The organism is Yersinia similis (assembly GCF_001053095.1).
Classification (GTDB): Bacteria; Pseudomonadota; Gammaproteobacteria; order Enterobacterales; family Enterobacteriaceae; genus Yersinia; species Yersinia similis.
The window spans coordinates 1-20677 of record NZ_CGBP01000027.1 but is presented as its reverse complement, the minus strand read 5'-3'; the positions used below and the strand labels follow the sequence as shown (position 1 = coordinate 20677).

Genomic DNA, 20677 nt, shown 5'->3' with positions numbered 1-20677 from the left:
CTGACGACAACCGATAGCACTGTGAGATCCCTACATATTAGAAAACTCTAGTCAGCAAGAGGGGCGGCATATTATCTCCTCTATCTGGAATTAATTTTATTATGTTGTATAAATTTCACTCTTAATAGGATTATCGGTTACATAAGTTTTGATAATTTTAACTTTATATAGAAAATATCCCTCGCTGTTAAACATGATAAAAGACTAATAAAAACACAGAAAATAGAGTATTAGCCTAAATGTTCACGTATGGTTTAATTGCTCCCCCTCCCTTACAATATGACTTATTGCTAAGTCAAGACTCTTTATTCCGTAAGTATTGTCTAAAAATAGCCGAGACCCTCTAATTATCACACTAGAATACAAAACTTATCTTTTATAGATAGTAATAAAAAACTATTTACTTTGAAGTTCATCACACAAATGTAAATTTTTTATTATTAATTTCAAACAACCTGCCTTAGATCTCGGAACTTTATATCAAAATAAATAAAATGCTGTTCCATAATTGCTTTTGTACTTATCAAAATAATGAGAATTTTTATTAAAATAAGGTAAATAGAATGAATATTAAATTATTGTCTCTGGCAGTGGCATCACTCATTAGTACCAGCGCAGTGGCAGTCACTATTGACTATCGTCATGAAATGCAAGATCAAAGTGGTAACACTCACAAAGACCGGTTATCAATATCCCATCGCTTTGCTAATGGCTTCGGATTATCCTTGGAAGGTAAGTGGAAAGGCGCCCAGGATAAGGATAAACCCTTCAATGAAACCGTCAGTAATGGCACTGAAGTTGTTGCCAGCTATGTGTATAAAATTAATAAAACATTCTCTATTGAGCCGGGATTCTCATTAGATTCAAACTCTACGTCTAACAATTATCGCCCTTATCTGCGCGGCAAGGCAGTTATCGTCGATGATCTTTCCGTTTCATTGCGTTATCGCCCTTATTATAAACGTACCAGTGCGAATATTAATACGCCAAAAGATACTTCTGAGAATGGCTATAATCTGACGAGTGTCATTAGCTATAAAGTTGCTAAAGATTATCAATTAGATTATGAAATCGATTACAAACAAGCAAATAAAGCCGGTGTCGTGTTAGCTGATAAAGAAAATTACGACTGGAGCCACGATCTTAAATTAACGTACAAGTGGGATAAGAATTGGTCTCCTTATATGGCACTCGGTAATGTTTCCGGTAGTAAGAATACCGATGAGCGCCAAACACGTTATCGCGTAGGGGTAAAATACAGCTTCTAATTTATCTCTATACCCAAAATAATTCGAGTTGCAGGAATGCTGCTTGCAGGGGCCTCGAAGAGCCGAGGCCCATGGATGGGCCGAGTAGCGATCTCTGCCAACGCGCATGCAGCTTGAAGTATGACAGGTATAAGGCTATTGGGGTTGCCATGATAGTCGCGGCAACCCCAAATAAGAACAGTGAAATAATCCGCTTCTGATCCTTGGGTCACACCTCACCATAACGATTTCTGGCAGGTAAGATAAGAGATGAAAAAAAGAGCATTAGTGTTGAGTATGTCAGTGCTGGCAATGCTGTACATCCCCGCCGGGCAAGCCGCAGAGACAGACCGTCTCACTGTGGTTAAGCAATATGTCGATAATGTACTGAACAAAGCGTCGGATACTTATCACGGTGATAAACCGAGCCCATTGCTGGCTGATGGTGTTGACCCCCGTACCGGGCAGCAAATGGAGTGGATATTCCCTGATGGCCGTCGTGCTGTGCTATCCAACTTCTCTGCACAACAAAATCTGATGCGGGTTATGAGTGGGTTGAGTGAACTTAGCGGTGATCCGCAGTACCAAAAACGTGCTGAAGATATCGTGCGCTACCATTTCCAAAATTATCAAGATAATGGTGGTTTGCTCTACTGGGGCGGTCACCGTTTTGTTGATCTGAAAACCTTGCAGCCGGAAGGGCCGAGTGAGAAAGAGAAAGTACATGAGCTGAAAAATGCTTATCCCTACTATGACCTGATGTTCAGCGTTGATAGTGACGCGACTACCCGTTTTATTCGCGGTTTTTGGAATGCTCATGTGTATGACTGGCGTATCCTTGAAACCAGCCGGCACGGTGAATACGGTAAGCCAATGGGGACATTGTGGGAAAGTACGTTTGAACAGCAACCCCCTTTCTTTGCCACCAAAGGACTCAGTTTCCTTAACGCCGGTAATGACCTGATCTATTCTGCTTCCCTGCTGTATAAGTATCAGCAAGATCAGGGCGCATTGGTGTGGGCAAAACGTTTGGCTGATCAGTATGTGTTGCCGCGAGATGCCAAGACGGGCCTCGGTGTTTATCAGTTCACTCAGGCACTGAAACGCGAAGAGCCAACAGATGATGCGGATACCCATTCCAAGTTCGGCGACCGTGCGCAGCGGCAGTTCGGACCGGAGTTCGGGCCAACGGCGCTTGAAGGCAATATGATGCTCAAAGGGCGCACCAGTACCCTTTATTCTGAAAACGCCTTGATGCAACTGCAATTGGGTAAGGATTTGGGGGGGCAGGGTAACGATTTACTGAAATGGACTGTGGATGGCCTGAAAGCTTTCGCTAAATATGGCTACAACGAACAGGACAATACGTTCCGTCCGATGATCGCCAATGGTCAGGATTTATCGAATTATACTCTGCCACGTGATGGTTATTACGGCAAAAAAGGATCGGTACTCAAGCCTTATAAGGCGGGTAACGAGTTCCTGATTTCCTACGCTCGCGCTTATGCTATCGATAACGACCCCTTACTGTGGAAGGTGGCTCGCGGTATTGCCAGCGATCAGGGGCTGGGCGATATCGGCAGTGCGCCAGGTAAAGAGATGAAGGTCAAACTGGAGACCACTAATAGTGATCCGTATGCGCTGTTTGCTTTGCTGGACCTCTACAATGCCAGCCAGGTCGCTGAGTACCGGTCTTTAGCTGAGAAAGTTGCTGATAACATTATTAAGACTCGTTATATCGACGGTTTCTTTATGGCTTCACCGGATCGGCAATATGCCGATGTGGACGCTATCGAGCCTTACGCTTTGCTGGCATTGGAAGCATCATTGCGTAACAAACCACAAGCAGTTGCTCCTTTCCTGAATGGTGCTGGTTTTACCGAAGGTGCTTACCTAATGGACGACGGTTCAGCCCGAATTTCTACCCGCGACAATGAGCTGTTCTTGCTTAATGTGGGTGAAACGTTGCAACCGAACGGCCGTAAATAGCCCCGACAGCGGCCACCCGATTGGCCGCTGCTGGTAAAAGTGCCGGGCTGCTGCTCCCCAGAGTCGGTTTGCCTCTGGCACTTTTCCCCACGGGTTATTGCACTGCAATAAAAAGGACACCACTGAGATGAAAAAACAAATTTTAGCGACGTTCCTACTGGGCGCACTGTTCTGTGTACCGGTTTATGCCGCACAGATTGTTGATAGGTAAGAACAAGCTAAAAAATCGATAACCTCATTTAGACGGCCAGAATTCTCCCCCCTCTCTTTTTCGCGCTTTTACCCCAATGGCTTATCACACCAATGGTTCTGTTCATAACAGCATGAGTTCACCACATATTAACCTTTATAAATATCTGGTTATTTTGAGGGTGGCGATGGCATTGCTGTCGCTTGAAGCGTTTCAGTTCTTAATTTCACGCGAAGGGTGCAATCCAGTACAACTAATAATTTATATATTGTTATGGGAGTGTTATTTTTCGCGCAATCACGGTTAAACGAAAGTGTTGCTTATTCATCACTGAAAGTAAAACGACATGCCGCCGTGTCACTCTTCAAAAGGACATTGTTATGAAAGTCTCTATTTTTAAAACACTTTATTTTCAAGTGCTAACGGCGATAACTATTGGTGTGTTACTAGGCCATTTCTACCCAGAAATAGGCGCTCAGATGAAACCGCTGGGTGATGGGTTTGTTAAATTAATTAAAATGATTATTGCTCCCGTCATTTTTTGTACCGTTGTTACTGGTATCGCGGGCATGGAGAGTATGAAGGCCGTTGGCCGTACGGGGGCGATTGCACTGCTCTATTTTGAAATTGTCAGTACTCTGGCGCTGCTGATTGGTTTAGTGGTGGTTAACGTGGTGCAACCCGGCGCTGGGATGAATATCGATCCTGCAACATTGGATGCTAAAGCGGTTGCACTTTATGCTGAGCAAGCCTCGCAACAGGGGATTATTCCATTCTTGCTGGATATTATTCCCGGTAGCGTAGTTGGCGCATTTGCCAGCGGCAACATTCTGCAGGTCTTACTGTTTGCAGTCTTGTTTGGTTTTGCTTTACACCGTTTGGGTGACAAGGGGCAGTTGATTTTCAATGTTATTGAAAGCTTCTCCCGTGTTATTTTTGGTGTCATCAATATGATCATGCGCTTGGCACCGCTCGGGGCTTTCGGTGCGATGGCCTTTACTATCGGTAAATATGGTGTAGGAAGTCTGGTGCAATTGGGGCAATTAATCCTCTGCTTCTATTTGACCTGTATTCTGTTTGTCGTTTTGGTACTTGGCACGATTGCGAGATTCAATGGTTTTAATATCTTCAAATTTATCCGTTATATCAAAGAAGAGCTATTGATCGTGTTAGGCACCTCCTCTTCTGAGTCAGTACTCCCTCGCATGTTGGATAAAATGGAGAACGCCGGGTGTAAAAAATCGGTAGTGGGCCTGGTTATCCCAACAGGCTACTCATTTAACCTAGATGGCACCTCTATTTACCTGACGATGGCGGCGGTATTTATCGCTCAGGCGACTAACACCCATATGGATATTATGCATCAGGTGACATTGCTGGTGGTGCTGCTGCTCTCCTCAAAAGGTGCGGCAGGTGTCACAGGCAGTGGCTTTATTGTGTTGGCAGCCACCATTTCTGCGGTTGGGCATTTACCTCTGGCTGGGTTGGCACTGATTCTGGGGATTGACCGTTTTATGTCCGAGGCTCGCGCCCTGACTAATCTGGTGGGGAATGGTGTTGCCACCATCGTGGTCGCTAAATGGTGTAAGCAACTGGACAATGATCAACTGCAAGCGGCGCTATCAAATAAAGTTCTGCCTAACGTAAAAAGCAGCCCTTCTGTGTCCTGATATCGTTTAGTAGTAAAAATCAGATATTTCTCCCTTCAATTCGCTATCGGTGGCTTGCTGTCACCGGTAGCGTCTCTGCATAATGTCGCCATTCATTTTTCTATAAATACTATTTTTCATACTGATGAGTGACATCGGCAAAAGCACGTGGTCTAACAGAATGGTACACTCCCACATTCGGCTCTCACTGTGGTGATGGCCGTTTATTTTTCATCCAATTACAGTCGCATAGCAATGAGCTCCAAAAACTGGCTTGATTTATGCAAGTCGGTGTAACCACCCAATGCAGGGTGTTGGCAGGATGAAATAACGTTAAAAATTGCATTATTTAAAAATTGGATAGTTTATTAAGTAGGGGTTCACATGCAGGGCACCAAAATTCGTCTTATGGTTGGTGGGTTATTATTGGCGGCGGCCAGCAATAATGTGCAGGCTGAAGCACTACAACCCGATCCTGCCTGGCAGCAGGGAAAGTTAGATAATGGGTTTTCATGGCAGTTGCTGGCAACGCCGCAACGCCCAAGCGATCGGATCGAGCTACGTCTGGTCGTCAATACCGGATCATTATCCGAAAACACACAGGAAGTGGGCTTTGCTCATTTATTGCCTCGTCTCGCATTAATGAGCAGCGCGAGTTTTACTCCAGCCCAACTCCAGTCGCTATGGCAGCAAGGGGTCGATAGCGAACGCCCATTGCCACCGGCCATTACATCGTATGATTTCACCTTATACAGCCTGAGCTTGCCCAATAACCGTCCTGATCTGCTGAAGGATGCGTTGGCATGGTTATCTGATACTGCGGGTAATCTGGCGGTAAGTGAGCAAACGGTTAATGCAGCCTTAAACACTGCAACCGATCCGATTGCGACTTTCCCACAAAATATTCAGGAACCGTGGTGGCGTTACCGTCTCAAAGGTTCTTCTTTAATAGGCCACGATCCAGGCCAGCCAGTGACGCAACCGGTCGATGTTGAGAAACTAAAGCAGTTTTATCAGCAATGGTATACCCCAGATGCGATGACACTGTATGTGGTCGGTAATGTTGATAGCCGTAGTATTGTAGCCCAAATCAGTAAAGCGTTTTCTGAGCTGAAAGGTAAGCGTACCGCGCCAGCGGCAGTCGCAACCTTAGCTCCGCTACCACCAGAACCGGTGAGTTTGATGAATGAACAGGCGGGGCAGGACACGTTATCGTTGATGTGGGATACCCCATGGCACCCCATTCAGGACTCTATGGCCCTGAGCCTCTATTGGCGCAGCGATTTAGCCCGTGAAGCACTGTTCTGGCATATCAAGCAGGTGTTGGAGAAAAATAATCAGAAGAACCTAAAACTGGGCTTTGATTGTCGGGTGCAGTATCAACGCGCCCAGTGTGCTATTCACTTGAATACCCCCGTTGAGAACCTGACAGCAAATATGATATTTGTCGCCCGTGAGTTGGCGGCATTGCGTGCTAACGGCCTGAGCCAGGCTGAGTTTGATGCGTTGATGACACAGAAAAATGACCAACTCAGTAAGTTGTTCGCCACCTATGCTCGTACTGATACCGATATTTTGATGAGCCAACGTCTGCGTTCACAACAAAGTGGTGTTGTGGACATCGCGCCGGAACAGTATCAAAAATTGCGGCAGACATTTTTGTCTGGGTTGACGCTGGCAGAGCTGAACCGGGAGTTGAAACAGCAACTTTCGCAAGATACCACCTTGGTTCTGATGCAACCGAAAGGTGAGCCTGAAGTTAATGTGAAGGCGTTGCAGGAAAGCTATAACGGCATTATGGCACCACAGACGGTGGCGGAAGGAGAGGTTGCACCTGCTGAAACGGCAGAAGCCGCGCCTGTTATGCCGACAACCGCGCAATAATGAACAAATAACGAACGAGTGATGAAAAAATAATAAACATAGGGCGTTTTTGGGGCGGCTAACACCGGATTAAAGCCACGTTAGCCAGTCGTAAAATGACCGATTGCTGTAGGTTTATCCTGTAACGATCGGTCATTAACGGTCTGTTATTAACGATCTAATAACGAGTAATCGCTCAAACGGGTTATTAAGCGACGGGCATGGCAGCCAGAGGGATAATGGCACCACGGTACTGGATTACGGTGCTGGCGGTTAAATGACCTCGGACGGCGGCATCGTGGGCATTGCCACCCGTCAGGCGGATAGCCAGATAACCTGCGCTGAAGGAGTCTCCTGCTGCGGTAGTATCCACCACGTCTTCTTTCGGCAGTTTGACGGCGGGAACATCATACTGCTGGGCTTCAAAACCTTCTTTCACCCAGACGATGCAGGAATCGGCCCCACGCTTGATAATAATCTCGCTCACACCCAGTGCTTGTGTCCGGTCAATCACCTGTTCCAGCGGCTTCTCGCCCCACAGCATGTCTTCATCGTCCAAGGTCAGGAACGCAATATCTGTACAGGCCAGCATGTCGCGGTAAGCTTCTTGAGTTTCTTCTTTGCTTTGCCACAGGCGTGGGCGGTAGTTGTTATCAAAAATAACTTTGCCACCCTTTGCGCGGCAGGCACGTAATAATTTCAGCAAACGCTGGCGCGATGCACTGTCGAGGATGGCAAGGCTGATACCACTGAGATACAGGTAATCGAATGTTTCCAGACGCTGGCAAATATCGTCTGCGGCAGGGCTGGTTAGCCAGAAGCGGGCGGCCGCATCATTACGCCAATAATAGAAGGTACGTTCACCGCTATCATCGGTCTCGATAAAATAGAGCCCCGGTAATTTATTATCCATACGCTGAATAAGATCAGTCTGGATATTTTCTTGCTGCCAAGCGGTCAGCATTTCTTCACTAAAACTGTCGGTACCCAGGGCAGTCACATAATGTACATTCAAGTTCGGCGCTGAAACCTGACGGGCAATATACACTGCGGTATTCAGCGTATCACCACCAAAGCCCCGGCTAAGATCGGTACCTTTTTGTGACAGTTCAATCATGCATTCGCCGATAACGGCAATATTTTTGCTGGTCATGGAAAGCTGGCCTATTCCTGAGTTTGTAGATCAGTGATGGGAATGAAATAGAGGTATATACCCGTCATCATTCAAGCAGCATGTGTGTTGGCCACGCTCAACAACCCGTTATGTAAGCTCATCGGGATCTTCTCGCTTGCCGACTTCCTGCAACTTGAATTAGTTAGGGTATAGTCTCACTGCTGGCTGATCCAGAGTCAATAGGATTAAAACGGTGTTTTAAATTTTTTATGATGTAAGTCGGGAAACCGGCAAGTTTCCCGCGTTGCACATCAAAATTATGACGATTGCCGCAGGTCAGTGACGCTGCGCCCACCAATACCCCAGTTATCGGTATCCACTTCATCAATCACCACCACGGTCGTCGCTGGATTTTTACCTAATGTATCGACCAGTAGCTGGGTGACACCGGCGATAAGCTGTTTTTTCTGTTCCGCAGTGGCCCCTTCGCGGGTGATTTTAATATTGACGTAAGGCATGTTTAGCTCCATTAGTGCTAGTCGCATTATTGCGTCTACGACTGTAGATGGCTTTATTGCACCGTGCCAGCGTGTGTCGGTGTAATAATCTGTTATCGCCATATATAAAGTTCTGGTCGCCTGAGTCGATAACATCAGCAGAAGGAAAACCGTTTACCACAGGATGTCAGCATGACAGCGATAGCCACCCCGCCATTGCTGTCTGGTGCCCTGAAACATGGCGACTAAACTGATGATGACTAACAGAATATCAGCCTTACTTGCGCCATCCTTTGCCGCGATTGATCAGACAAAGAAGTTCGGTCAGATCAAAGAAATTGAACGAACACAAGGACAGAGCTTCTGGCGGCAATGTCAGCGGCGGTATACTTTTCAACCCATTTATCGCACATCCGGGGCGTTGCTGGCGATTGAGTTGCTCACGGCTGTTTTTCACCCCTCAGCACCGGATACTCGTTTATCACCGGAAGCTTACTTCAGTGCTATCAGCACGCGTGCCCGTCTGGATGTGGTGCTTGAGCAGTTGAACATGGTTAAGCAGTGGCATCAGATATTTGTTCATCACTCGGTGTTGGTATCAATCAATATTGATGGTCAGGTATTGGTGGCAATGCAGGAGGATCATGTGGCCAAACGGCTGATTGATGCGATGCCTTATATCCGTTTTGAGCTACTTGAACACGTTGATACTTCACTGGATACCCCCTTTGCGCGTATTGCCGAAGCGGATCGACTCTGGTTGGACGATTTCGGTAGCGGGCTGGCGAATTTCACCTCATTCATTAGCTGGCGCTATGAATATATTAAAGTGGCCAGAGATTTGTTTACCGTATTGCAAGAAAGCGAGGCAGGAAACCGGCTCTTTTTCACGCTAGTCACATTAATGGATCGCTACAGTAAAGGCGTTATTGTTGAAGGGGTGGAAACTTCTCAAGAATGGGCGATGGTGCAGCGTTCCGATGCTGTTGCTGCGCAGGGCTATTATCTTTCTCGACCGACATCATTTGATGGGTTACAGGCACTCCCGATGCTGTTTTGTGGCTAACCCTCCCAGAGGCGATAATGATCGCCTTTCATATTCGCCCGCCTGCCTCACGGGTTCTAACGGTATAACCGGATTTCAACTGTCTAAATAGTGGATTCTGGTCCATTCTTAACGAGGGTTAACGATATCGTCTGGAGCCTCATGATTGGCCAACTAATGGTTTTTCCTGTTGGATTCTTTGATTAAAATATTCGGCATAACTCCCTATTTGAACAGGCCTTAATCGAGGATAGAGACCCAATACGCTACCCTTAGAGAGAATGCGTAGATTCACCGTGATTGAATGCAGAAGCATGGAGCTATTATGACAAAAACCGGAAAAGTATTGGTGGGCGTCAGTGGGTTTATCCTGTTGTCATTGGTGGTGGTGGTGATATTTGTCGCCTCTTTTGACTGGAATCGCTTGAAGCCAACGATTAACCAAAAAGTCTCCGCCGAGTTGCAACGGCCTTTTGCCATTCGTGGCAATTTGAGTGTGGATTGGTCACGAGAAGGCGAAGGCCCTGGCTGGCGCGGTTGGATCCCCTGGCCGCATATCCATGCGGAAGATTTGGTCTTGGGTAACCCAACGACGTTAATCAGCACACAAGAGAGCCGTGACGCTCAATCAGCACAAGGCACGCCGCTCTCCGACGCGTTTCCCACCGGAGAGATGGTGACGCTTAAGCGAATCGACGCCAGTATTGCTCCGCTGTCATTATTGAGCAAAGAAGTTCGTATCCCCCGCCTTTGGCTGACACAGCCAGACATTCATTTGCAACGCCTGGCGAATGGCAATAACAACTGGACGTTTAATCTGACCAATACCTCCACGGATAACTCGTCTTGGTCCGTGGATATCGGCGATATTATTTTTGATCGCGGTGAGATAACGCTGAAAGATGCCATCCTACAAGCTGATTTACTCGCGGTGATTGATCCGCTAGCTAAAGCGTTGCCGTTCGCACAAGTGACGGGGGGGCGTCGCGGGGCCAGTACTAATTCGGTGACCAGCACTCATTCGGTGGACACGACTACACCAGTGGACACGACTACACCAGTGGACACAACTACACCAGTGGACACAACTACAGCAGCGGTCACGACTACATCAACGGCCACGACTAACCCTGTGACAGAGACAGATACGGTAAAAAGCACGACCCCAGATTACCTCTTCGGCTGGAAAGTAGAAGGTAAGTATCAGGGGCAACCCTTGACGGGCAGTGGAAAAATAGGGGGCATGATATCGATGAATGACGCGAATGTGCCGTTCCCTCTGCAAGCGGATATGCGCTACGGTTCTACTCAGGTGGCCGTCGTCGGGACCTTAACCGATCCCGGAAATCTGGCGGGGCTGGATCTGCAATTGGCCTTATCCGGGACCAGTCTGGATAATCTCTATCCATTGCTCGATGTCGTACTGCCCGCCACCCCGGCTTATCATACTGAGGGTCATCTGAGTGCTCGCCTAAAACAAGCAGGGGGCGCGGTTTATCATTATGAAAATTTTAATGGGAAGATTGGTGACAGTGATATTCACGGTGACCTGATGTATACCGACAGCCAGCCCAGGGCGAAATTAGCCGGTCAGGTCGATTCGGAAAAATTACGTTTCACTGATTTGGCTCCGCTGATCGGGGCTGACTCCAATCAGGAAAAAGCCCTACGAGGTGAACGGAATCGGCAGCCGGGCAATAAGACCCTGCCGACAGAAACGTTTGATACCAAAAGTTGGGGAGTGATGGACGCTGATGTCATTTATACGGCTAAGCGTATTGAAAGGGATAAGTCATTACCGCTAAGTGATCTGTACACCCATGTCGTCTTAAAAGAGGGGGCGTTATTGCTCGATCCGCTACGGTTTGGGATGGCGGGAGGGGATCTGGATGCAACTTTGCGCCTCGATAGTCACCAAACCCCGATGCATGGCAAGGTTGATTTGCATGTCCGGCGTATACAATTAAAAGCATTACTGCCACAGGTACAGGCGATGCGGAGCAGCCTGGGGCGCTTGAGTGGTAATGCCTCCTTTACCGCAGAAGGCAACTCGGTTGCAGGCCTGTTAGCAACCAGCAACGGTAATGTACGTTTGCTACTGAGCCAGGGGCAGGTCAGCCGTAGCCTAATGGAGTTGCTCGGCCTGAATGTGGGTAACTATCTGATGGCGAAACTGTTTGGTGATGATACGGTGAAAATTAACTGTGCGGCGGCTGATATTACGTTGCGTAATGGGGTGGCGACGCCGAACGTGTTTGTCTTCGATACTGAAAATGCCATTATCAATATTACCGGTAATGCTAATTTTGCCACCGAGCGGCTGAATTTATCCATTGATCCTGAAAGCAAAGGGCTGCGTATCCTGACCCTACGCTCGCCGCTGTATGTCAAAGGGGCCTTTAAACGCCCCGATGTGGGAGTGAAAACCGGAGCGTTGATTGCCCGAGGTGCCGTTGCGGCAGCACTGGGTGTAACATTAACGCCGGCAGCGGCATTACTGGCCCTGATCTCCCCCAGTGAAGGTGCAGAGAATCAGTGCACACCGTTACTGCGAAAAATGCAGCAAAAGAAATAATGTGTTACTGCTCTGGGGGGAGAGGTAGCACCTGACAGGTGTGATCTTGCAGCTCCTCTGCTGAGGCGCGATCTTGGGTTATCAGGTTCGCTTTGTTGGCCAGCAGTAAAAAATCTCCAGAGGGCAGTGCGGTCATTGCCAGACCGTAACGGCCCATCTGCTCTTTTGCCCCTGGCATTTCATCGGCTAACAGACGAAACGGCCCTGATTGCTGTAATTCTGTTGCTGTGATGCGCCGTACCCAATAATCGTGTCCCAGTAAGCCGCCAGGCAGTGGTTGCCATTGCTGCTGGAAATCGGCGCTATGGGCGGCCAGTATGGTTTTTACTTGTGGCTTCAGACAAGAGATATGAATGTGTAATTGATCCTGTGTGCGCCCATATTTTGAATTAATGGCTAATGAGATATCAGTGTCATCGATAGGCGCGCCGTACTTATCAGCCATAAAATAGCGAGCCTGCCAGGCATCGGCAAAATAGTTCGGGCTGGTGGCGGTTAATAATTGCGGGCTTTCAATACCGCTAATTTGTACGGTGGGGATCAACAAATACTGTAACGGGCCATTCCTATCTTTAAGCACCGCAAAGCCCGCGGGTATATTCACCTCGGCACAAGGGCGCGGATCATCTTCTGTGACCATATGCGGAATACATTGCTGGCTAATGCTCCTCCAGAGCGCATCCGCATTACTGAAACGTAATTTATAAATCAGGCCTGCAGCCAGTATGATCAAGATCAGCAAGGTCAGTAAGTATTTACGCCATTTTATCGAGCGTGACACAGATGATTTTCTCATAATCATAAGTTACTTTTCTCTACTCGTTGGTAAACTCTTGTCCTCTACGTTTTGGTCCTCAATATTTTTATCCTCAATGTCTTTGCCCTCTACATGGTTATCTTCTACATCATGAGCAGTGGCTATCCAAGCCGCACAGAATAAGGTTAGGCGGGCAAAAAAGTAGAAGAAAGCCATTAAACCAATCACTGAGCCAAAGGCTGCGCCAGATGGTGAACTGGCAAGGCGAGGCAGCATCATGGTCATGATAAATTTAATCACTTCAAAACCGATGGCGGCAATTAGGGTTCCGCGCAACAGCGCTGTTTTCTTCGGCTTATTCCGTGGCAATATCCAGAATATCCATAAAAATAACAGGTAGTTAGCGGCAATAGAAATCGATAATGCGATTAACGTCATGGCTGGGCGTAACCATTCAATACCGCCCAGGCCTAACGCATTGACGATCGCCGCTTGGGCAGCACCGGCAATGGAGGTCAGTGAGAGTGTGATAATTAACGCCACCACTAACCCAATCAGTGAGATAAAATCCCGGGCATAGCGGTAATAGAATTTTTCCTTATCTTGCGGATTACGCTCCCAGACATCACATGATTGTGCCCGAATCGCTTCGCGCAGGTTCCCCATCCAACTGATCCCGGAATAAAGCGCAATGGCTAAGCCGGTCAGCCCAACGGTGGTGCGTTGCTGGATTGCGGTATTCACCGTATTTTTGAGTGTGGTGGCCAGTGCCGGGTCACTGATGCTATTCACAATCTTGTTAATTAATTCAGCCAACAGATCGGGATTCGACGCTAATACAAAACCGACGGTAGCAAAAGAGACCATCAAAATTGGGATCAGTGACAGAAATGAAAAGTAAGTAATAGCGGCACCAAATTGACTCCCCAACCGGTCATTAAAACGATCTGTTGCACGAATAATATGGGCGATAGCGGGATAGGCTCTAATACGATCACTGAGGCGGGCCATATGAGAGATGGCTTTTTTGCCAGTTTCAATCCCGACAGCCAGTGGGGCTGTGGATTGACTGCGTACCTGTGGTGTAACTTTATCTTTCGGTGCGTTCGGCATATTTCTCCTCGATGGCCTTAACCCATGCCTTATGCAGATGATTATTCTACAAAATATGACAGAAAATACTTATGGCCTGCTGATAATAGCAGAGTCGGACACCATCACAACTGTAGGATATAAAATTATCGTTTTTTGAGTAATAAGAAGTGTTAGAAATTAAGAATTATATTGTATTACTTCGTGTTTTTAATATTATTTCGTATTTGAAATGGTATTTTTACAGTAATGATGAATAGACCTAATTAATACTGTTTGTTGCACGACATGTTCAGATGAAGAAATCGCTTCTGGAAGACGGGAAGCACAGCCGGTAATGATAGGCTCAGTGATTATCATTATTATTTTTTTTGAAAAAATGAAATAGATAATGTTTTTTATAAAAAATTTTATTTATGGCATTGTCATTTTTTCTTATTCAGTTTAATTATGTTATTTTTTATTTAATTAATTGATTTTTATCGTAATCTTGATTTGGTGGGAAAGCTCCTACACATACAGTGTTGTAGTCTCATATCCAGTAACCATCAGAGTAAATATAATCTCTATATGGTGGGGTAACTTCCCATTTGACATGTAAAAATCCGACCCTGAATTAAAGAAATATAAAAATAACAATAAAAGTTTTGTTATTTTTATTGTTTTAATTATTCCAATAAAAATCCAAGGATGGTTATGAAAACAAACCGCTCTACGCTTTCCCCGTGCTTTAGTAAAACAGTGATAGCCAGTTTGCTGGTGCCTCTTTGCAGTCCCCTGTATAGCTGGGCGGTACAAACTGCCAGCATAACGGATGGCAGCACTATGGTTATCTCTGGGGGTTATGACACTGAGGCTAATAACCACTCGGCGGTATTTGTGCAAGGCTCCGGTAGCACCATTAATGGTGGCTCCGATGTCGTTATTGAAACCACGGGCTTTGGTGCAATTGGTGCCTATTCTTCTGAAGGTGGGACGTTGGGTTTGACGGGTTCGACTATCAAGACCGAGAGTGGTACGGCTTTTGGTGTCTTAAATGATAAAGGTACGGTGAATTTACAAGGTGGTACGATTACCACGAAAGGTCAGACGGCATATGGCGTGTATTCCTCTGGTTTGGGCAGTAATACCGATATTCACAGTTCGGTGATCACGACCAGCTACTCGTTAACCCACGCTATTTATGGTGCGGGAGGGACGGGATTGACATTGAACAATACCACCGTCAATACCAGTGGCAGTGGTAGCTATGGCATTTATCTGAATGGTCCCGGTGGTAGCCTAACGGGTGCGGATAACACCATTAATAGTACTCATGCGACCAATGGTGCGGGTATCTATATTTCATCGGGTGGCTCAGATGCGACTTTAGATAACACCACACTGAATATAACCAAAGGTTCTGTGGGTGTGAATGTGGGGGAGGGATCATCTATTACGATGGATGGTCTTCTTGCCACCGGTAATATCACCAACCTATTTAAAGTGAATGGGAATGCCTCGGTCAGTAATGCCAATATCGAATTAGCCGCGGGTGGCGTATTAATGGCACAGGGCAGCAGTGCGTCCAATCAAGCGGTCATCATATTAAATAATGTCGATGCTATTTCTAACAGTGGCAGCACGATACTGTTAGATGTTAATAAGGACGCTGACGTCACCATTAATGGGGGGTCTTACCACTCAAAAGGTAACTATGCGAAGGGGATCTGGGTTCGGGATAATAGCTCATCGCTGAATGTCGATAACGCCGTGATTATTACCGAGGGCGTGAATGCAACGGCGATTGAAAATCGTGGAACAGCTATTGTAAAAAATACTACGGTGATAACCAAAGGGAATAACTCTCACGGCCTCTACTCTGAGCAGAGCCTTGATGCCACCAATATGGCAATTTCAACGGCGGGGACTGGCAGTATTGGGGTGGCGGCAGCTAAAGGCGGTAACCTAAATCTAAATGATGCCCTCATCGAGACGACGGGTAACTCAGGTATGGTGCTGGGTACTTTTGCCGACTCATCCATCAGCGCTAAAAATATTACAGGTCTATCGACCGGCGCTGGTGCTTATGCCTTGTGGGTAGATGATGGTAGCTCAATTCTGCTGGAAGAGAGCCAAATTACCACTCAAGGCCAGGGCGCGGGAGGGATTTATGCCTCAAATACCGGGACGGGGTCTCACACCGCTTACACTCAGGTTACGCTGAACAACTCGCAGATTCATAGTGAGCAGGGGCCGGGCATTTGGGCTAATGGTGCTGACATTAATGTTGATGTGAAGAATGGTTCGCAGTTAACGGGAGGGAATGGGTTATTGATCTACGCCTCGAGTAATGCGGGAGCCACCAGTAATGTCAATGTGAATGGCGATAATCACGCCGTTCTGTTGGGTGATATTCAGGCCGCAGAAAACAGCAATATTAGCCTGGCACTGAATAACAATTCCGTTTGGACGGGGGCGGCGACTAACGCCAAACAGGTTGATATCGACAGTAGCAGTATCTGGAATTTAACGGGTGATGCAGATGTTGAGTCAATGCATGTATTGGGCCAGATGAACTTTATCCCAAATAGCAGTAACACCAATTCACGAGCCCCTTACGATAATTTCAGTACCTTAACGATCAACAGTAATGTCACCGGGAGTGGCAGTTTTACCTTTAATGTGCAATTGGGTGATAACGACTCACCAGTGGATAGACTCTATGTAATAGGTAATGCCTCTGGTGACCATGGGGTTCAGGTTATTAACCAAGGCGGTTTGGGTGCGTTGACCACGGGTGATGGGATTAACCTGATTACTGTTGATGGGGAGACCCATTCTGGCTCATTTACTATGAGCAACTCAGTGAGCGCAGGAGCCTATGAATATTTCTTGTATCAGATAGATGGCAACCGTTGGAACCTGCAATCTAATCTCATCAATCCTGATCCAGGAGTTGATCCAGGAGTTGATCCAGAAGTTGATCCAGGAGGAGAGACGGCTTACCGCCCTGAAGTTCCTGGCTATATTGCCGCACCTTGGTTAAATGCATTTTATGGTTTTACCACCTTGGGGAGTTTGCACGAACGCCGTGGCTCGGCCGAGGGGGCAGCTGAAGGGTTTAATCAAGACTCATGGGGCCGGATCCGTGGGCAGCATAATAATTTTGATGCGGGCCGTTTTAGCTACGATTCAAATATCTGGTTTATGCAATTGGGTCATGATGTCTATCAGGCCAAAAATGCCGCAGGCACTCAAGTGACTGGCGGTATGATGATCACCCTAGGTAAGCAGAATAGCGATACACGGGATCGGGCGCGGGCGATAAATCCGGATTTGTCGATCGACACCGGCAAGATTAAAACCGAGGCTTATGGGTTTGGGGGTTATTACACCCTGATGACCGAGGAAGGCGGTTACCTTGATATCGTTAGCCAGGCAACGCTATACCGCAACAACTATGAGAGCCAACATAATACCAAGCATAATGGCTACGGTGTTGTGATGTCTGCCGAAGTGGGTCAGCCGTATCCACTGGCTGCTGGCTGGGTAGTGGAGCCTCAGGGGCAGCTAAAATATCAATACCTGCACCTGAGTCCGAAGAATTTCAACGATGCCATTTCAGAGATCGGGGGGACGGATTACTCTGTTGGTCAGGTACGTGCCGGGCTGCGTCTGTTCAGTGACGCGAGTGAGAAGCGAGATATTAAGCCTTATCTGACCACCGATGTGCTTCACCAGTTGGGCCGAAACCCACAGGTGACGGTAGCGACGGTGGATATCCGTCCTGACTTCACAAAAACCTTCTGGCAGGGGGGCGCAGGGGTGACCGCTAAAGTGAATAGTCAGGTTGATCTCTATGCTGATGCGAAATACCAAAAATCTTTTGATGGCAAATTAGATGGCTACTTAGGTAATTTGGGCGTGAAAGTCAGTTTCTGATAATGATTTGGAGCGGCATCTTGTTACTGGATGCCGCTTTGCGTTATGACGGATAAATTTTTTTATTAAACGGATTTAGTTAGCATTATGACGGAAAAAAACATGACGGAAAAAAAGGCACCACCCAAAACGCTACCCTTACAGTTCCCATTGTGCATATTTAAAACACGCAATCGTATGGATGATTACGGTGCTGCGGATATGAAGAACGGCGATTTGACAGAAGCCGAATTAAAGGGAAAATTTAATCTGAGAGGGGTATCCGTTACGCTAGATCCTTACACGGGGGAAAAAACACCCACCAGTTTTGCTATGGATCATTTCAATCAAAAACCGAAAGAAAAAGTCAATAAAGCAGAAGTCGCCAGAATTTTATTTGATGAGTTTCGTCACTTATCCGATACGTTTTCATTTTCGGGAAAATATCAGAGTATTATGCGTAAGATGATCACGCATATGCAGATAAATAATGGTGCTCCTTTCCGTGATTTATTACTGGATAGTGCATTAAAAGAGCAGATATTAAGTGATAAATCTGATGATAGTTCATTGCTTGTGATAAAGAAAATTCTAAAAGAAAAAATAGATTGGGATAATGGACATTATCCTTCAACGGCAGCGTCATTATTTAATGATGAAATAAAGCTTACTGTTTTACCTAGATTTAATAGATGGAAAGATAGGACTAATGGGTTGGGTATTACGGTTCATGCCATCCATGCAACACATATCACTATAAAGTCCCTGAAAGTCGATAGTGATATGTTCTATGCAACGGTACATTATCGCTCACAAGATCACTTTGGCCTTGATGATACTGATGTTTTGGACTCTTTTTATCGCCAGTTTCGGATATTCCATATCTGGTTCGTCCTCCAGCGTTGGAAGGGATTAGGGTATAAACCCTTTCTGACTAATATGGAAGCCAGTATAGAAATTACAGGAAAGCGTTAGTAAAATGCTAAAAATTAAACGTAATATATTATTGGGAATATTTGCTGTTGGGTTGTTATTCATTATATGGATAATCACCCAGCCAGTAGAGATTGTCGCAGTTCACCAAGACCGCCATTATAGTTTTATTCTGGCGAAAAACTTTCCTATTACTGACAAGGAAAAAATAGCTTGGTGGGAAAAAAATAAAATAATGTTGAAGGAAAAGTATGACTTACCTAAAGAAGACTTGAATGGATATTATTTAGTTAGCGTTTGGAGTTTTGGTGATGGCTATAAAAAACTGCCTACCGGGGATATGCGGCTCAGTCTGGAATCATCTGATTTACTTTGTTTTGATGATATGAAAGTAGTAGAAAATTGCATAGAAAAAAAGTCTCTTTTATTTATAAGAAAATATGATGATAGATACGTTTTTTCTATAGGTAGGTCATCTTACCGACAATCAGTAGAGGGCGGTGAAATAACAAAAGATGCCGAGGATTAGTACTGGAGTTTTACAATGTGAGTGATTGCAAAAAATAATTTATTCTCTAGCGGAGATCGCGCCTAAAAATGAAAAATAGCAAACATAAAATTCTATTAGGGATGTTCGCTGTTGGCGCGCTCTATACCGCATGGGAGATTGCTCGGCCTGTAGAGATTGTTGATGTTCATATCGATAATTTTAGTGAAGGTTATTATTCAAACTATATAATAGTTAAAAATTTCCCTGTCACTGATAAAGGAAAAATTAGCTGGTGGGAAAATAACAAATTTTTATTAAAAGAAAAATATGGTGTTCCTAAAAATTATATAGATGACCGATTTTCGGTAAAAATATTAGATACAGGTGATGGATATAAATTAAATTTACCCAAAAGAGATGTATTTTTTCCTGATTCTGATACATCTCATTTAATATGCTTTGAGGAGATGAAAGTAGCAAAAAACTGCATAGATAAAAACTGGATAATGGGTATAGAAAAGATTAGAGATAATAGGATTTTCATCTCTATAGGAAGGTCATCCTACCAACAAGCAATCGAGGGCGGTAAAATAACAAAAAACGATGATTTATAACAACGCGATATCGGCTCTGTTGAGTAACTGTAAAAAGTCTATTGTCGTAATTTTATTTGTTACTGGAGAGTGTCCCTAAAAATGACAAAAATTAAACGTAACATCCTATTGGGGATGATCGCTGTTGGCGTACTCTATGCTGCATGGGAAATTTTTCGACCGGTAGAAATTGTTGGTGTTCATACCATAAAATTTGGGGAAACGACTTTTGGTAATTATATTCTCGTAAGGCACTTTCCTCTGACTGACCAAGGTAAAATCGCTTGGTGGAAAGAGAATAAAACTATGTTAAAGAAGAAATACGGCATACCGAAGTATGATTTGAATGGTGGTTTTTCAATAAGCATATGGGACTTCAGCGATGGTTATAAAAAAATGCCCACTGGAGATTTACGGCTCAGTACTGACTCGTCTGATTTACTCTGTTTCGATGAGATGAAGACTGAAAAAAATTGTATAGATAAAAACTGGATAATGGATATAGAAAAAATTAGAGATGATAGAATATTTTTCTCTATGGGAAACTCATCCTATCAGCAGTCAGTAGAGGGCGGTGAAATAACAAAAGATGCCGAGGATTAGTGAGATAATTTTATTGCTGGATACCTACTTTCTCACGAAAAACTAAAAAGTAGCGACAATATTGTAGGGGCTATATGACCATCTGTAAGTATCCCAGCTTTAGTTCCACACACTTTTTGAGATTTCCGGTTTCTCAG

General features: G+C 45.5%; 15 protein-coding genes and 1 pseudogene. 12 read left to right on the top strand and 4 right to left on the bottom strand.

What is annotated here, in order from left to right; translation table 11 throughout:
- The first annotated feature begins 563 nt into the window (after positions 1-563).
- The 5 genes and pseudogenes from AC971_RS16890 to AC971_RS16875 all read left to right on the top strand — a co-directional run bounded on the left by AC971_RS16890 (position 564) and on the right by AC971_RS16875 (position 6959).
- The gene (locus tag AC971_RS16890; protein ID WP_025381853.1) at positions 564-1268 is read left to right on the top strand and encodes an oligogalacturonate-specific porin KdgM family protein; all 705 of its coding nucleotides are present in this window, start codon (positions 564-566) and stop codon (positions 1266-1268) included.
- A 249-nt stretch (positions 1269-1517) separates the two neighbouring features.
- Entirely contained in the window at positions 1518-3236 is a 1719-nt protein-coding gene (locus AC971_RS16885; RefSeq protein ID WP_025381852.1) for a pectate lyase, read from the top strand.
- A 127-nt stretch (positions 3237-3363) separates the two neighbouring features.
- Positions 3364-3438 (top strand): annotated as a pseudogene (locus tag AC971_RS25905) (discoidin domain-containing protein); the annotation flags it as partial.
- Positions 3439-3806: 368 nt separating this feature from the next.
- Positions 3807-5096 (top strand): dicarboxylate/amino acid:cation symporter, encoded by a 1290-nt coding sequence (locus AC971_RS16880; protein ID WP_025381851.1) that lies wholly within the window; start codon positions 3807-3809, stop codon positions 5094-5096.
- A gap of 363 nt (positions 5097-5459) precedes the next feature.
- On the top strand, positions 5460-6959 hold the full coding sequence (locus AC971_RS16875; protein ID WP_025381850.1) for a M16 family metallopeptidase: 1500 nt from the start codon (positions 5460-5462) through the stop codon (positions 6957-6959).
- Between the two features lie 187 nt (positions 6960-7146).
- On the opposite strand, the gene kdgK is transcribed toward AC971_RS16875, so the two are convergent.
- Together kdgK and AC971_RS16865 are read right to left on the bottom strand one after the other, a co-directional pair.
- On the bottom strand, positions 7147-8091 hold the full coding sequence (gene kdgK, locus AC971_RS16870) for a 2-dehydro-3-deoxygluconokinase (RefSeq protein ID WP_025381849.1): 945 nt from the start codon (positions 8089-8091) through the stop codon (positions 7147-7149).
- A gap of 278 nt (positions 8092-8369) precedes the next feature.
- Positions 8370-8570 (bottom strand): 2-hydroxymuconate tautomerase family protein, encoded by a 201-nt coding sequence (locus AC971_RS16865; protein ID WP_012105936.1) that lies wholly within the window; start codon positions 8568-8570, stop codon positions 8370-8372.
- A gap of 217 nt (positions 8571-8787) precedes the next feature.
- Here AC971_RS16865 and pdeH point away from each other — a divergent pair, with 217 nt between their 5' ends.
- Both pdeH and AC971_RS16855 read left to right on the top strand, forming a co-directional pair.
- Positions 8788-9615 (top strand): cyclic-guanylate-specific phosphodiesterase, encoded by an 828-nt coding sequence (pdeH, locus tag AC971_RS16860; protein WP_025381848.1) that lies wholly within the window; start codon positions 8788-8790, stop codon positions 9613-9615.
- Between the two features lie 304 nt (positions 9616-9919).
- Positions 9920-12169 carry an AsmA family protein gene (locus AC971_RS16855; RefSeq protein ID WP_025381847.1) on the top strand — a complete coding sequence of 750 codons (2250 nt, stop codon included), beginning with the start codon at positions 9920-9922 and terminating at the stop codon, positions 12167-12169.
- A 4-nt stretch (positions 12170-12173) separates the two neighbouring features.
- Here AC971_RS16855 and AC971_RS16850 read toward each other — a convergent pair whose 3' ends face one another.
- A complete protein-coding gene (locus AC971_RS16850; protein ID WP_025381846.1) occupies positions 12174-12971 on the bottom strand; it encodes a CDP-diacylglycerol diphosphatase in 798 nt (265 codons plus the stop codon).
- A 3-nt stretch (positions 12972-12974) separates the two neighbouring features.
- Positions 12975-14039 carry an inner membrane protein YhjD gene (gene yhjD, locus AC971_RS16845; RefSeq protein ID WP_025381845.1) on the bottom strand — a complete coding sequence of 355 codons (1065 nt, stop codon included), beginning with the start codon at positions 14037-14039 and terminating at the stop codon, positions 12975-12977.
- Between the two features lie 675 nt (positions 14040-14714).
- On the opposite strand from yhjD, the gene yapE reads away from it, so the two are divergent.
- From yapE to AC971_RS16820, 5 genes are all read left to right on the top strand, one after another.
- Positions 14715-17942 (top strand): autotransporter adhesin YapE, encoded by a 3228-nt coding sequence (gene yapE / locus AC971_RS16840; protein WP_025381844.1) that lies wholly within the window; start codon positions 14715-14717, stop codon positions 17940-17942.
- Positions 17943-18029: 87 nt separating this feature from the next.
- Positions 18030-18896 carry a DUF3289 family protein gene (locus AC971_RS16835; protein ID WP_071825446.1) on the top strand — a complete coding sequence of 289 codons (867 nt, stop codon included), beginning with the start codon at positions 18030-18032 and terminating at the stop codon, positions 18894-18896.
- A gap of 4 nt (positions 18897-18900) precedes the next feature.
- A complete protein-coding gene (locus AC971_RS16830; RefSeq protein ID WP_025381842.1) occupies positions 18901-19383 on the top strand; it encodes a DUF943 family protein in 483 nt (160 codons plus the stop codon).
- A gap of 68 nt (positions 19384-19451) precedes the next feature.
- Positions 19452-19958, top strand: coding sequence for a DUF943 family protein (locus tag AC971_RS16825; protein WP_025381841.1), 507 nt, complete (start codon positions 19452-19454; stop codon positions 19956-19958).
- Between the two features lie 81 nt (positions 19959-20039).
- Positions 20040-20540, top strand: coding sequence for a DUF943 family protein (locus tag AC971_RS16820; RefSeq protein ID WP_025381840.1), 501 nt, complete (start codon positions 20040-20042; stop codon positions 20538-20540).
- Positions 20541-20677 lie beyond the last annotated feature (137 nt).